The sequence below is a fragment of the Paenibacillus xylanilyticus genome (assembly GCF_047246825.1).
GTDB classification, from domain to species: Bacteria; Bacillota; Bacilli; order Paenibacillales; family Paenibacillaceae; genus Paenibacillus; species Paenibacillus xylanilyticus_B.
The window spans coordinates 120,489-135,783 of record NZ_JBFOLB010000005.1 but is presented as its reverse complement, the minus strand read 5'-3'; the positions used below and the strand labels follow the sequence as shown (position 1 = coordinate 135,783).

Annotated in this window: 10 protein-coding genes; 7 read left to right on the top strand and 3 right to left on the bottom strand. The window is 42.4% G+C overall.

What is annotated here, in order from left to right; genetic code table 11:
- The first annotated feature begins 113 nt into the window (after positions 1-113).
- Positions 114-320, top strand: a complete 207-nt coding sequence (locus AB3N00_RS24775; RefSeq protein ID WP_413036947.1) for a DUF5316 family protein — start codon at positions 114-116, stop codon at positions 318-320.
- Positions 321-468: 148 nt separating this feature from the next.
- A complete protein-coding gene (locus AB3N00_RS24770) occupies positions 469-1,083 on the top strand; it encodes an alpha/beta hydrolase (protein WP_413036946.1) in 615 nt (204 codons plus the stop codon).
- A 996-nt stretch (positions 1,084-2,079) separates the two neighbouring features.
- Here the strand turns inward: AB3N00_RS24770 and AB3N00_RS24765 are convergent.
- The 3 genes from AB3N00_RS24765 to AB3N00_RS24755 all read right to left on the bottom strand — a co-directional run bounded on the left by AB3N00_RS24765 (position 2,080) and on the right by AB3N00_RS24755 (position 6,128).
- Positions 2,080-2,535 (bottom strand): hypothetical protein, encoded by a 456-nt coding sequence (locus AB3N00_RS24765; protein WP_413036945.1) that lies wholly within the window; start codon positions 2,533-2,535, stop codon positions 2,080-2,082.
- Positions 2,536-2,717: 182 nt separating this feature from the next.
- The gene (locus AB3N00_RS24760; RefSeq protein WP_413036944.1) at positions 2,718-3,203 is read right to left on the bottom strand and encodes a hypothetical protein; all 486 of its coding nucleotides are present in this window, start codon (positions 3,201-3,203) and stop codon (positions 2,718-2,720) included.
- A 1,806-nt stretch (positions 3,204-5,009) separates the two neighbouring features.
- Entirely contained in the window at positions 5,010-6,128 is a 1,119-nt protein-coding gene (locus tag AB3N00_RS24755; protein ID WP_413036943.1) for an alpha/beta hydrolase, read from the bottom strand.
- Between the two features lie 224 nt (positions 6,129-6,352).
- Here AB3N00_RS24755 and AB3N00_RS24750 point away from each other — a divergent pair, with 224 nt between their 5' ends.
- The 5 genes from AB3N00_RS24750 to AB3N00_RS24730 all read left to right on the top strand — a co-directional run bounded on the left by AB3N00_RS24750 (position 6,353) and on the right by AB3N00_RS24730 (position 15,254).
- On the top strand, positions 6,353-7,030 hold the full coding sequence (locus AB3N00_RS24750; protein WP_413036942.1) for a response regulator transcription factor: 678 nt from the start codon (positions 6,353-6,355) through the stop codon (positions 7,028-7,030).
- Positions 7,027-8,082 carry an ATP-binding protein gene (locus AB3N00_RS24745; RefSeq protein ID WP_413036941.1) on the top strand — a complete coding sequence of 352 codons (1,056 nt, stop codon included), beginning with the start codon at positions 7,027-7,029 and terminating at the stop codon, positions 8,080-8,082. The genes AB3N00_RS24750 and AB3N00_RS24745 overlap by 4 nt, the downstream gene beginning before the upstream one ends.
- 317 nt (positions 8,083-8,399) lie before the next feature.
- On the top strand, positions 8,400-10,898 hold the full coding sequence (locus AB3N00_RS24740; RefSeq protein WP_413036940.1) for a glycoside hydrolase family 3 protein: 2,499 nt from the start codon (positions 8,400-8,402) through the stop codon (positions 10,896-10,898).
- 6 nt (positions 10,899-10,904) lie between these two features.
- Positions 10,905-11,942, top strand: coding sequence for an alpha/beta hydrolase (locus tag AB3N00_RS24735; RefSeq protein WP_413036939.1), 1,038 nt, complete (start codon positions 10,905-10,907; stop codon positions 11,940-11,942).
- A gap of 636 nt (positions 11,943-12,578) precedes the next feature.
- Positions 12,579-15,254 carry a glycoside hydrolase family 3 protein gene (locus AB3N00_RS24730; protein WP_413036938.1) on the top strand — a complete coding sequence of 892 codons (2,676 nt, stop codon included), beginning with the start codon at positions 12,579-12,581 and terminating at the stop codon, positions 15,252-15,254.
- The last annotated feature ends 41 nt before the right edge of the window (positions 15,255-15,295 follow it).

Sequence of the window (15,295 nt, the reverse complement as noted above, 5' to 3'; positions counted from 1 at the left end):
CATTAAGCCAACGGGCAGATTAATGTAAATAGAACTTCACTTCTTCGCTTGCAACCTTTCCCTGTAATAAACGTTTTATTAAAAACTAGGGCGATTGGGAAGGAAGATGAAATATGAATTTTTTTATTTTTCTAGGGATCATTCTCCTTTTTGTTTCTGGACTTTGCATTGGAGCATGGACGACTGGTTACCAACAAAGAGGTAATTTTTATTCAGAGTCTAAGGAAGACCGTGAAATAAAGAAGAAAGTTGCTACATGGTTTGCTTTAGCAGGTGTTTGCTCGTTTGCAGTTGCTGGATTGATGCATTTATTAAGCTAAAGGGCAGGATAGTTCAACATAATATAAAGACTTACAAAGCTAACGAGTACCATAATTCAAAAAGGAAAAGTTGTGGTTCTTATTGAAGTAAAGAAGCAGCATGGTCTCGAAGAAAATATATTAATTATATAATGAAAGGGGCTCTTACATGACAGAAGTTATTCATATACCATATGGTGATCACCCATCCCAATTCGGTGTATTGCGTGTGCCAAAGTTGTCTGGACGTATTCCAGTAATTGTTACGATTCATGGTGGTTTTTGGCAATCGAAATATGGACTTGAAGAAAATGACCCACTTGATGAAGATTTGACTCGTCGAGGATATGCTACTTGGAATATTGAGTATCGTAGAGTCGGAGAAGATGGCGGAGGTTGGACAGGAACATTTAATGATGTTATAGAAGCTGTAAATCACCTGACCCAGCTTGAGGAACGCTTTCAGCTCGATCTTTCTCAAGTGATTATCCTTGGGCATTCAGCAGGGGGACACTTGGCTCTTTGGTTGGCATCCCGAATTAACAATGTTCAAACGGACGAGATCGGTATTACTCTCCTTGTACCTATACAAAGCGTAATAAGTTTGGCAGGGGTTTCAGATCTGAGGAAGATGTGGGATATCCATGAAGAAAGAGGTTATGTTAGTCACGTTGCTTCTTTGATTGGAGGATCATTTTGTGTCGAGGGACAAGAACTTGTACCGATTACCGGAATGGACAAGAACATAGTCCGATTGCCGATTAGGTGTATATCTAAACATTAAGCACATGCACTTCAAACTTCATTAAGTACCATGATACATAACAATGTTCAAATTGTTTAAGGAAAACTGACACGCTGAGAGGTTAAACACGATCGGCTAGACATTAAAAAAGCGAAATATCAGACTGAAACTGTCAGTTGAGGACAAGAACTTCTACCGATTGCCGAGAGGGACAAGAACATGTTCCTATTTCCGATTAGATATATCTCTAAACAATGACCATATGTACTTAAAACCTCATTAAGCACCTTAATACATGAAAATATTCAAATTGTTATGGGACAACTGATACGCTTAAAAGGTAAACACAAGTGTTTAGGTATTAAAAATACGAAATATCGGTAATGGAACTATTGGTTGAGGACAAGAACATAGTCCGATTGCCGATTAGATGAGCATCAAAATAGAAAACGATGTGATTTAAATCTCAGCATACTGTAGCACAGTTTTCAATTTTTTATGGAATAAACAGCTCGATAAAAATAAACGGATACGTATTAAAAAAAAGAAATATTGGCACTAGAACTAGCTACTGAGGACAAGAACATGTTCTCATTGTCGATTAGGCGTTTATCTAATCGTTATTAAATCATTAAACAGTAAGAACGAAGACTAACAGGCCCCATTTAGTATTCTTGTTCAAATAAGCACCCCCACCTGAAGAAAACTGGTTTCCTACATCATATGATGCAAAACTTTCATATTCAAATAGAGAGAGATTCAAAGCTTATGGTAGGTTAGTTGCGGTGAACCGGAACTTCAAAGGATGTCTTCTGTTACAGAGACAAATGTACTTAATAATAAAATCATTGAAGAAGACTAACCACTTTTTTGATCGGTTAGTCTTCTTCTGCGTTCCAATGATACGGAGGAAGAGATTATGTAGTCTCTAAATATCATGTAACTAGCCAGTAGGGAGAACATAAATATATATATGAAAAGTATTTCCTCGGGAGATAATTCATTAGACATCTAGGTCATTTGTATTGTTTTGTTTTATTTTTTTACAACTTTAAAGATCAGTACTAATCCCCAGTCGATAATATGATAAAAAACGGCTATAGAGAGAGCAGACCAATAATCTAAAATATATATGCCATTAAAGCTAGAAGCTAAAATGTAAATTATGAAGCTATCCGTAATAAGCGTAATAGCACTCCGAGTATAAATAGAAACCTGTTTCTTCAATCCGTAATTTAAAATAGTAACAATAATGGGATGGACCAGGGTTTCAAAAATTAGAAATCCAATAATGATAAGTACAGAAAAAACAATGATATCTCCTATTTGGTTGAAATTTATAAAGTTACTCACTTTTCCGAAATTATAGAAATACAAACCATACAATGTTGTGAAAATAACCATCGGCAAGATGATCAAAGAAGCTAGTAAAGGAATTAGCCATATCTTCACCATAATAGAAGGTGGGGTTTCCTTATCTTTACGACTCATGTAATTGATTATCAAATTTAGCCCCAGTAACAGAATAATAAGCAGTATGCATATGACAAGCCAATGTGTTGAATTCATAATCCCTCCCATTCATATCCCATTTTTTAGTGGTAATTCCTTATTTAAATAAAAATATACTTTACTTCATCAGAAGTAAAGTATATTTTTACTCATTTTTAGTTTTAGAGTCCCGCTAACCACACGATGTATTTTGTAATTTCATACGCTTCTGCTGGTGGAACCCCGATACCTACAAGGCCGGTTGCAATAATATTTTCTTGCCAATTTGTATTAGAGTCTAAGAAGTCAGCGATCTTGCCAGAATATTTTGTGACATAGTTACCCGCTGAAGGGCTGAGCTTTGAAAGAAGTTTACCTAAATAATCTCCACCGTAACGTAATGCAGAGGGTATAGCTTTTTTTATAACGTTAGAAATGAGATTTTGAGTGTTTACATCTCCGTTCTTTTGAGCAGTTGGAGTCACAATAACTGTGTTTGAGAGTTTGTTGGAAGGTATTGTTGAAATACTACTTCCATTTAGTGTGGAACTGGAAACAGAAACGGTTTTCACAGGAGCTGGACTAGCCATAACTGTTACTGGAACAGATAAAGCTCCCATCAAAATTCCCGCAGCTAGAGCAAATGCAATGGTTTTTTTAAATTTCACAGAAAAGTTCCTCCATATCACTTTAATTTAAATATTTGGATTATAACCTATTTATTTCATAGATACTTATTTTATGTAATATTTAGCGGTATTTGTATATACTTTTTCGAAAAAAAGTAAATTAATTCTACTTATTTACATAAAATATCATAAATTTATTTAGGCGAGAAACTCCGTTCAAGCGGGTGGACCTATGGGAAAGGGTTTTATTGGGAGCATTTTGAATCAATGATAAAGGAGCTTATAGCGGAATCATAATAATGCAGAAAATAGTTACGTAAAATGTTGATAATACAACTAATCGGAACCGTTAATCTTCGTTGAAAACACATGATCTCATTAAACTGTCCAATTCATGAAGGGCGCACACTGATTATTCCTAAAAACACTAATTGGAATACGAAGGCGATGGTTTTTACTGGCGTCAACCGATGGTGCTGAAGACCGCTTGCCACAAACTATGGAAAATCATCAAGGTTTTAAATGAACTATAAAATTAACGGGAAACGACAGTTTAAATATCCCCAAGAAAGCAGCTGACTATCGATATCAACTGCTTTTTTTAACGGCCGGGAGCATAACAATGCTCCGAACTCGAAATATATTAAATTGATTTTAATTGAAGGTAATCAATTTAGGTGAGACTCGGCCCAAGAATTACTTGAATAAAAATGTGATGGCGCGTCCATAAAAAACCTCACCTCAGAGGATGGAGCATTCAGAATCTACCACTCCTAACATTTACAAAAAAACAGAATATATTCTGATATAATATTTACTTGCTTAAAGATGTAGAACAACATAAAGTTGCCAACCAAGAAACCCTTATAAAATAAGGAGTTTTTAATTTTTGGTAGGGAACTTTGTGTCAATTTTTAGTGACATAAAGTTCCCTACCAGACTGGAATTTGACATGAAGTTCCCTACTTTCCTAGAGTACAAAAGAAATTAAGAGGTAACTACATTCTAAGGGCCATCCTCATGTACGTGAGGCTGAAAGTCTGGATTATATCAGCAAAACGTGCTCTTCCAAGTATTTCGATTCGTTGATTTTCAGTTTATCTATATGAAGTAATATGTATCTGTTGAACCGATGCAGTGGTTAAAGGGAAGTGGCGAACAGTTGGTATTAGATACGGATAAAGCGTCACGTATTGAATAGTGATATGCCGTATTGATGTTATTCTATTCAAAAGGATTTCTTGAATTCTTCTTTGTTATCTGTTGAAGATGTTAGCTGATTTGAATTAAGCTGCTAACTCTATAGGGGAGGAGTGTATGTTGAAAATCCTGAAAGTTTGCTTGCTCATCGTTGGAATAGTCATTCTTACTCTTATTATTACGAAGTCCATTAAAGTTGGGATACTCACTCAGTATATAAAGATGTTTAATAATACCAATTCACTATCGGTAAGTCTGCCAGTTAATTAGTGAGTCTCATGAAATTATTTTAATGGATATAAACTTTAAAATGCTAATGATGCCCTCAAACACAAATCATACGGTAGACTCTTCGATTGAACTTAGAGAAAAATAAGGTTTACTACAATACTGCATTAATTGTGGGAATTTGAGCAGGTGGCTTAAGCAGCACTTGAACGATCTTAACACAAGGGTGATTTTGCTCTAAGACCGTTTCCTGATCCTCCATCAGGGAACGGTTGTTTAGTTTCATTATTGAAATCATATAGCCCTGTATCTATAACAAAGTCCAGCAATAATTCTGCTGGACTTTTAGTTTAATATTAATTTTTATTCATCAAAGTCAAAATGTTTTGCTGGATTTGATCTTTAAATATTTCAGACTCATTTACTATTGGTGTATTTGTTTATAAATTCCACCATCGCTTCATAGCTATCCTTCGCAGCTTTAGGATCGTTCTTCAAGTTTGACATATAACCATGTTTTGTTTTTCCGTATTTATTAATGTCTGGATAAAAGTAAAGATTATCAACTCCAGCTTCTGTCAGTTTATCAGACATATGCTGCATATCCTTAGGGAATCCATCATCAGTCCCAGCCGTAAGAAATGTCGCTGGATAATCGCTGTTAATATAGTTAATTGCATTATACTGATTCGCTTTCTCTTTATTATTAAAGAACACAGAATCATCTAAATAATTTGATACAAGTACTTTAATTGAAAAATTATCAAAAGAGGGAATATCAAGTGGTGCATCATCAACAACAAGTGCTTTAACATCATCTGTAGTTAATTTTGGCGATTCTGCGAAGTTAAAAGTTTCTGCATAGTCAGGATTAGATAAGATGGCACCATACTGTGCTGTCATAATTGCCCCAGCAGAACCTCCCATGATAACAACATTATGCATATTGAGTCCTAATTCTTTGGCATGGCCAACTAGATAATTGACTGCCTGATTCATTTGAATGACTGGTACAGGAAAATGGTGATCTGGAACTAGTGCATAATCTACGTTCACCAAATTATATCCTTCTAATACAAGCCTATCATATAGATAATTTGAATCGTTATTCGCTGCCAATGGATCTCCCATTGATTTTGAGCCTGCAAAATATCCTCCACCGTGGAAATAAATAAGGGTTGGTCGATCTATGGTCATATCGTCATCTGGATAAGATATATCCAGAAAACTATTTGGATATTCATCAGCATATCTCAAGTCACTTACATAATGCACTCCATTTTCCTTCGTTGTTTTAATAGGTTCCTGCAAAGGTTCAAAAGAATTAATTGGTGAATCCCCATACATTAATTTCTGTATGCCGCCAACTATAATTCCTGGACGAAAACTAACATACAGAAACAAAGAGCCAAATAGAACAACTATAGCGAGTAAAGTTATGCCGGTTATCTTAAGTAATTTCTTCCTTTTAGTTTTTTTAGGTTTAAGCATCTTTCCGTTCATTTCGTCTGATACGTTATCAATTGGATTTTTCATGCTGATTCCTCCTGTTACTTGTTAGCAGATGTTTTTTTGAGGCATATTCTGTGCGTCTAAAATCATGATTATTTGTGATACACTTGAACCATCTTTTGCATGCCCTAAGTATAACTGTATAAAATAAACTGAAAATCAACTGATTTGGACGATGTTGTTTATGTTCAATTTACTTTTCAACGGTAAAATGAGACATCATATTAGTAATAGAAGGAGATATTTCTATGTTAAATATATTAGTGGTAGAGGATGACGAAAGTACCAGAAAGTTAATGTGTGTGATTTTGCAAACGAGAGGATTTAAAACATACTGGGCCGAAGACGGGATACAAGCACTTGAGATTATTGAGAGTCAGCATATTGATTTAGTGGTGCTTGATTTAATGATGCCGAATATGGACGGCTATGAATTGACACGGCAACTTCGGATATTCTCGGAACACCTCCCGATTCTGATGGTTACAGCCAAACAGGAGCCGAAAGATAAGAGGCAAGGATTTATTGCTGGTACTGATGATTATATGATAAAACCAGTAGATGAAGAGGAGCTCGTTCTCCGGATTAAAGCGCTCCTTCGAAGAGCGCGGATTGCCAGTGAACAAAAGCTAACCATCGGGAACGTTGTACTCGACTACGATAAGCTGGCAGTATCACGCGCAGATGAAGTTAACGTCCTTCCAGCGAAGGAATTTCACCTGTTATTTAAATTACTTTCATATCCAAACATGATATTCACGCGTTTACAGCTAATGGATGAAATCTGGGGTATGGAATCTTCAACAGATGACCACACACTTACAGTTCATATTAATCGTTTGCGGAACCGTTTCAGAGAATGGAATGAGTTTGAGATTATCGCGGTTAGAGGACTCGGTTATAAGGCGGTGCTCCAAGCCAAATGAAAGATTTTTTTCGCAAACGAATAAGTCTTACTATTACGTTAGTAATGTTTGTTTTCGGTGTGTTGGTCGCTACATTTCTACTGCTAATTGGCAGTAGCATTCTCCTTCAGTATCTCGGTGTTATTTCACTTGCTCCGTCCCCGAATCAAGGATTCGGGGAACGTCTGCTCTCCATTCTTTTTCTTTTTGGCCTATGCGTATTGATAGGAACTTCACTTACTGCCTTTCTCAGCAAAAAAGCATTAAATCCCATACGCAAGGTCATTGACTCCATCCACAGGGTTGCAGCTGGTGATTTTAACGTTAAGGTCAATTTGAAAGGTATCGGAGAGTTGGAAGAATTGTCGGAGAGCTTCAATAAAATGACGAAAGAACTGGCAGGTATTGAGACACTGAGAAGTGATTTTATCAACAACTTTTCCCATGAATTTAAAACACCTATTGTTTCGGTTCGTGGTTTTGCCAAAGTTCTAAAGGAGAATCCTTTATCTGAGGAAGAAAGACAAGAATATCTTGACATTATCATTAAAGAATCCGAGCGTTTAGCTACGCTCTCCACTAATGTGCTTACTTTGGCGAAATATGAGAATCTTGAAATTCTAATGGATAAAAATCTGTTTAGGTTGGACGAGCAGATCAGAAGAACCATTATATTAATGGAACCTAAGTGGTCAGTTAAGGCCATAACCATTAATTTGAAATTAGACGAAGTGGTTTACAGTGGCAATGAAGAAATGATACAGCAGATTTGGATCAATCTTTTAGATAATGCAATTAAATTTTCCAACACAGATGGTTTGATTGAAATCACCCTTGTCATAGTTAATGATAAGATTCATTTTAGTATTCAGGATCACGGATTAGGCATGGATGAACATACGCAAGCTCATCTGTTTGACAAGTTCTTTCAGGGTGATTCTTCTCATGCTAAAAAAGGATACGGGCTTGGACTTCCTCTTGTAAAACGTATAATAGAACTGTGCAATGGCGATATTATCGTACAAAGCGAGCAGGGAAGAGGCAGTAAATTTAGCGTAGTCTTCTATAGATAAACTGGATGTATTTAACGTAAAAACAGCTGGTAACCGGACAATTCCGGCGTCAGCTGTTTTTTTGCATTTGACATTTCCAGCTGTATTCTCCTCATATTCGTAATAGGCTACTGGGTTGAGCCAATCACTTAAGTCACATTAAGAATGCGATACATATGATTGAATTCCTCTATATATTCGTCAAAATGCGCTCACCTATAATTAAGAGTGTAGCCACCATAAATGATTCCTGATCATTGAGTGGTGTGCTTCAGCCTAAATTAGCAGTATATAGTGACAAAGTTAAACAGATCACCAAATAAAGGAGAACGATGATATTGGAGTTATATCCCTATGAATTGGAGCATATTGAGACCTTGCGGCGTCATGCATCAGAATGTATGGTTCTGTTGAAGGCAAATGGCGATTTCCCACTTAGCAAAAACGGCGAGATCGCTCTGTACGGCAGTGGCTCACGCCAGACGATCAAAGGCGGTACCGGCTCAGGTGACGTGAACTCTCGGTTCTATGTCACAGTAGAGCAAGGCTTGGAGAATGCTGGGTTTACAATCACCACCAAGGACTGGATGGATCGTTACGATCGTGTGCAGGAGCTGGCTCATCAGGAGTTTGTCGCTGGCATCAAGTTCAAAGCTCAAGCCACCGGCGTTCCAGCGATCATGCTGGGAATGGGCGCGGTGATGCCTGAACCGGAATATGAACTGCCGATTGAAGGAGCGGGCGATACTGCGATCTACGTGCTTTCTCGTAATTCGGGAGAAGGATCTGACCGTAATGTCGTAGGCGGTGACCTGTTGCTGACAGAAACCGAAATCCGCGACATTAGGGCAATTGCCAATACCTACAAACAGTTCATGCTGGTCCTGAATGTTGGCGGTGTGGTTGACCTTACCCCGGTAATGGAAGTACCGAACATCCTGATTTTGTCCCAGCTTGGTGTGGTCACCGGCGATGCATTAGCTGACGTGCTTCTGGGCAAAAGCTGTCCTTCCGGCAAGCTGACGACCACTTGGGCGGCCTGGGAAGATTATTCCCCAATCGGAGACTTTGGCCTCGAGGACGATACCCGCTACCGAGAAGGAATCTATGTCGGTTACCGCTATTTTGACAGTGTATCCCAAACTCCGCTGTTCCCCTTCGGTTTCGGCCTTAGCTATACAAAATTCAGTATTGTTGAGTCTGTTGCCTCACTGGATGGTACCCGTGTCAACGTGAACGTAACTGTGAAAAACGTGGGCTCTACTTCTGGCAAGGAAGTTGTTCAGTTGTACGTCTCGGTTCCCTCCGGGAATCTGGATCAACCGTTCCAGACGCTCGCAGCATTTGCCAAGACCGAAGAGTTAGACGCAGGACAGGGACAACAATTAATGCTGAGCTTTGCAATGGAAGAACTCACTTCTTACGACACAGAGCGGACGGTTGATGTGCTTGAAGCAGGAGATTATCTGCTGCGTGTGGGCAATAGCAGCCGGGACACCCGCATTTGCGGCATCGTTCGCATGAACCAGGAGGTAATTACGCGGCAGCTATCCCACGCAGGCGGCACGCCGGATTTCGAGGACTGGAAGCCGGAAGCTCAGCAATGGACTTATGCCGGGGAATCCGATAAAAGAGCCAATGCTCCGGTATTGATTCTTAGTGCCGATGACTTTGTTGCAGGGGTGAATCCTGCGATACCGGAAATCGACTCTGCTGTAAGCAATATGGTCGAAGGTCTGTCAGACAGTGAATTGGCCTGGCTCTGTGTAGGGAATTACCGCTCCGGCAATGAAAGCGGCAGCGTTATCGGCAACGCAGCCTTCACGGTGGTCGGCGCGGCCGGTGAGACCACTACGCGGCTAAAAGAAAAGGGCCTTCCTTTTTTGGTCATGTCAGACGGACCAGCCGGTCTGCGGCTCAGCCGCCAGTACGGTGTTGATGAGTTGGGTGTTTACGCCGTGGGAGAATCCATTACACCGACGCTTGTTGACTTTATGGATGATAAGGTGATGGCGACTCTTGGATTTCAGAAATCGGGAGGAGTGGAGCGCAGCGGCAGGATTTTTGACCAGTATTGTACCGCGCTGCCAATCGGCACGGCTCTGGCTCAAAGCTGGAATCTGGATTTCTGCTGGGCTTGCGGCGATATCGTAGGTGATGAGATGGAGCGATTCGGTGTGCATCTGTGGCTTGCCCCTGCATTTAATATTCATCGTAGCCCGCTGTGCGGCCGGAATTATGAATACTTCTCCGAAGATCCGCTCATCAGCGGCAGAGTGGCCGCAGCCATTACGCGTGGTGTGCAGAGTCATCCCGGATGTGGCGTAACTATCAAGCATTACGTAGCTAACAATCAGGAAACCAACCGTTTCCGCTCCAACAGTGTCGTCAGCGAGCGAGCCCTACGGGACATTTATCTGCGCGGGTTCAAAATCTGTATTGAAGAATCGCAGCCCTACGCCTTGATGACCTCCTACAATCTGCTTAACGGGGTGCACACCTCAGAGCGTAAGGACATTATCACCGGTATTTTGCGCGAGGAATGGGGCTTTGACGGCATAGTCATGTCAGACTGGGTCGTTAACGGTGTTCAGCATGGGATAAAAAAGTATCCTTATGCCACGGCAGCAAAGAGCATTAAGGCTGGCAACGATGTGATGATGCCCGGCGGCGAAGCGGATCACACGGATGTGCTGACGGCCCTTGCCGGTACCAACAAAGCTGTCACATTGACGCGGGATGAAGTCCAGGGCAGTGCCGCACGTATTATCCATATAGTACTTAGACTGGCGGGGGTCAAGACACGACCATCTATTATTATAGAAAAGGGAGTCTGAGAACATATGAAGACACATGAAATAATTTTAAATGAAACAAGAAATGTGAAGTTTTCGGCTTGGATACAAAACGTGGGCGGTGAATTCGGCAAGCTGGAGAAACGCCCCGCCATTCTGATTCTGCCAGGCGGTGGATACAGCTTCTGCTCCGACCGGGAAGCAGAGGTTGTCGCTGCTCCTTATCTGAAGGCTGGGTTTCAGGCCTTCATTCTCCGTTATTCAACAGGGGAGCACAAAGATTGGCCTAATCCACTGAATGATTACGAGCAGGCCATGGATCTAATCCTGAACAAGGCGGATGAATGGCATGTGCAGACGGACAAAATTGCGGTTCTCGGGTTTTCGGCCGGTGGACATCTGGCCGCTTGTGCAGCTACTAAAGGAAAACACAGACCTAATGCGGCGATCCTTGGCTATGCGGCTTTGTCGCAGGAAACGGCCGATATGTGCCAACCAGGTATGCCTTCGCCGATTAATGATGTCGACAAAGATACTTGTTCGGTTTTCTTGTTTGCTACCCGAAATGACAATATCGTGCCTGTTCAGGACACGGTGGACTTTGAGAAGGCGCTGCTTGCTAACGGCATCATGTTTGAGTCTCACATCTACTCTTATGGTATGCATGGATTTAGTACCGGCGAAAGCTATCTGAATCCCAATAAAAACTGCAGTCGTGTTTCCCATTGGGTACAGGACAGCATCGAGTGGCTGGCAGATGTATTCGGCACGCTGCAACCGGAGGGCCTCAGTGCCCCTGCTTATACCGGTAGAGTCAGCGGAGACTGGGACGAAATGCTGTCTGCAGACTGTACCATGGCGCATTTGCGGAAGCAGCCGGTAGCAGTGCAACAGCTGCTTGCAGAGGTCATTGAGGTTCTGGACGCGATTGTAGCACAGAAAACCGGAAAAGGGTCGAATATGACCCCGTTTTTTAAGATGATCAAGCTTCGGGATCTGATGACAATGATTGGCCAGCCGGAAAACGCCATTGAACAGATAGATGCAGCACTCAAGCAATTCTCCAATGTGCCTGATTTACAGTGAACTGAAATAGATTTTTGTCGAAAAGAGTACTGAAAATCGCTCGTGCATAGTGGGAAATATACAGATTTCTTTTTATAGCACCCAGTTATCGGTGTTGGAGGGATAACCGGAGGCAGAACAACGCTTCAGCTTCCGGTTCCATGGATATTTGGCTTCAGAATTTATCCATTTTTTCGTTATATGATCTGCTGGTCGAACAGTTCATTATAACGACAGTCAACAGCACGAAATGTATGGCAATCAATAAATAAATATAAAATTATATACATAATAGACTACCGCCGCGACCTTTATACTAAAAGAAATGAGCAACGAATCGTTTGTTTGACAATCGTTGATATTCAGTTACTTAGTTAGTTATCCTAAACTGCTTACTGTAATCAATGATCCAAAAAGAGAAAATTAACAACGGATTACATTACTTTGGATAGAATGCCTTAGACCAAGGCAATGAGCGGCTCATGCATGCAAAGAACTTGAAATGCGATATGTATGTTTATATTCCTTTATATCATCGACTAATTACGAGAACCTATAATTAAGTTGCAAAGCGCACAGGAGAGCACTAATGATGCACTTTTAAATCATAGTCCGGCGAAAGCCGGATGCACCATGACTAAGAAAAGAGGGAATTTTATGCCAAACGACGGAACATTTGAGTTACTTGCTGGATTGCATGACGACAACCAGGCAGCTATGTCTTTTCTCCAAAAGCCTGTGTACAATCTTGACGAAATGGATCGCCGGGAGTCTATGATCTCCTTAGTCTATTCTGGCTGCTTCTGTATCAAATCTTCCAAGCACATCGATCCCCAGCAGCCCGGAATGGTCTATATCGATGGCAAGGCCACGGAAGCCCCATTGATCGAAAAGCCTACGGCGATGTTTGGTCAACTGGTAGGTATCATTGTCCGGAAATACCTGTTGGAATACAACAAGGAATATAAGGTTCGTTATGCGGGTGCCTATGACACCGATGGTCTCGAGATTCCGGAGTTCATCTTCAATCTGAAGACTCTGCCCCGGATCGAGCCCGGGGTCAAATATCCGGAGCACGACGCCATCGTGCTGCAGGCAGCCCGTGAAGGCGCAGTATTGCTGAAAAATGATAATACGCTTCCCCTGTCATCAGGTAGCTATGTGAACGTCTTTGGCGCTGCCGCCGTGGTCTTCCGACTGGGCTGTCTGGGTGCTGGTAAAATTAATCCCCGTTATGGCATCCGAGTTAAGGAGGGCATTGAGAAGTACTCATCTCTAGAGCTTAACCAGGAGCTGTATGAATTTTATACCGAAGAGAAGAATGTCTTTCCGCCGGAGGATGTGGTTGCACGCGCCAAGGACCGCAGCGGCACCGCTGTTGTATTTATCACCCGCGGCAGCAGTGAAGCCCATGACGCTCCGAAGGACAAGGGTGGATATTACCTGACCGATGAAGAGCGGGGGCTAATTCAGAGAGTCACCACTGCTTTTGATAAAACGGTTGCCATTCTGAATGTGGCCCATCCTATTGAAACTACATGGATTGAGGAATATGGTGTGAATGCCGTTCTGCTGACTGGGCTTTCCGGCATGGCTGGCGGTCGCGCCCTGGCCGAAATTCTTGAAGGCACCGTCAATCCCTCCGGCAAGCTGCCCAACACCTGGGCCTACGACTATGACGATTATCCAAGTGCTCCTAACTTTCTGACCAAGGATCAGATCGCCAATAAATCCGGAAAAGCCCCATTTCAATACGCAGCCACAGTATATGAAGAAGGGCTGTATGTCGGGTACCGCTACTTCGATACCTTCCAAAAACCTGCAGCCTACCTGTTTGGTCATGGTCTTAGTTATACGACCTTTGATACCGAGCTGAAGTCAGTCGTCAAAACGGATGTATGTAGTACGCAGATGGACGTTGAAGTCAGAAATACCGGAACCAGAGCGGGTAAGGAAGTCGTTTTGCTCTATGCTCACTTTGACGGCGGAGAACTGGAGCAACCGGACAAGCGTCTGGTGGCCTTCGCCAAGACTAAGGAATTGCTCCCCGGCGAGGTCCAGATTTTATCTCTGGAGGTCAGCGATAAGCGTTTGAAATCCTACAGCGAAGCTGAGGCAGCATGGATCATCGAACCGGGAAAAATTAGCTTTCTTCTTGGAGGTGCGCCCAATAGGGCGAAAAAGGTCTGGTCCGTGGACGTTGCCGACAAGATCGTTGTAGCTCAGGTAAAGAATAGGGTGGCACCTCCATTCCTGGTCAAGGAGCTGTCCGCCAAGGACCTTGCTGGGACCTATCCTCAAGGTGAAATGACCAAAGCTTATACTGCGGAGGAGTGCGAGGGAAAGCTTCCTTTTAAAAACAGCCGTACCGCTGTTGGCAACGATGATGTTCCCCTTGAACATACCACAGACCGTCTAATCCGCTTTCCAGATCTGGTGAAGAATCCTGCGCTGGTGGAACAGTTCGTGGCCCAGATGACCGACTATGAGTTAGCCCGGATGAGTGTAGGCGGACACACTGGATGGGGCATTGAGGACAACGGGTATGCGGGAACTCTTTTTAATGAAAAAGCCTTGGATAAATATGAGATCCCGGACTATTTTTTCGCAGACGGAAACAATGGTCTCAACATGTTTGAGGTCAACATTGGCTTCCCCGTCTCCACTACGGTATGCGCCAGCTTCAACGAGGAGCTATCTTATGCTGAGGGTAAAGCCATTGCCCGTGAAGCCAAAGACATGAACCTGCACTGTCTGCTGGCTCCGGCTCTCAATCTGCAGCGGAATCCACTTTGCGGACGGCATACGGAGTACTTCAGTGAAGATCCGTTCCTCGCTGGTCGTATGGCTGGCCAGGAAAGCCGTGGCTTCGAAGAATCCGGTGTCTCCAGCTGCATGAAACATTTCTTTGCTAACAACGCAGAGACCATGCGCAACACCAACCACAGTATTATGAGTGAACGCACTGCACGGGAGTTGTATCTGGCAGCATTTGAAACCGCTTTTGAAGTAAACAAGCCGGACACGGTGATGACTGGTTACAACGCGGCAAATGGTGTTTATTGTTCAAATGATGAGGAGCTGCTCCGCGGCATTCTGCGGGAGGAATTTGGCTTTACGGGTTATGTCATGACAGATTGGAACGGCTATGGTGATGAAGGAATGGCAGCTCCACTGGCCGCCGGAGTATGCTGGCTTGCACCGGGAAATCCCGATGATACTCTAGTCACCCCAATCGAAGCTGCCCTGAGGTCTGGGGAACTGCCGCGGACACGGGTGCAAAAGAACCTGGTTGATCTAATCAAGGTCGTCCTCAAGTATCAAGAGGCATGACAAATCTGTCAGTATGTGTGTTCCTTTAACAATTCTCAGGA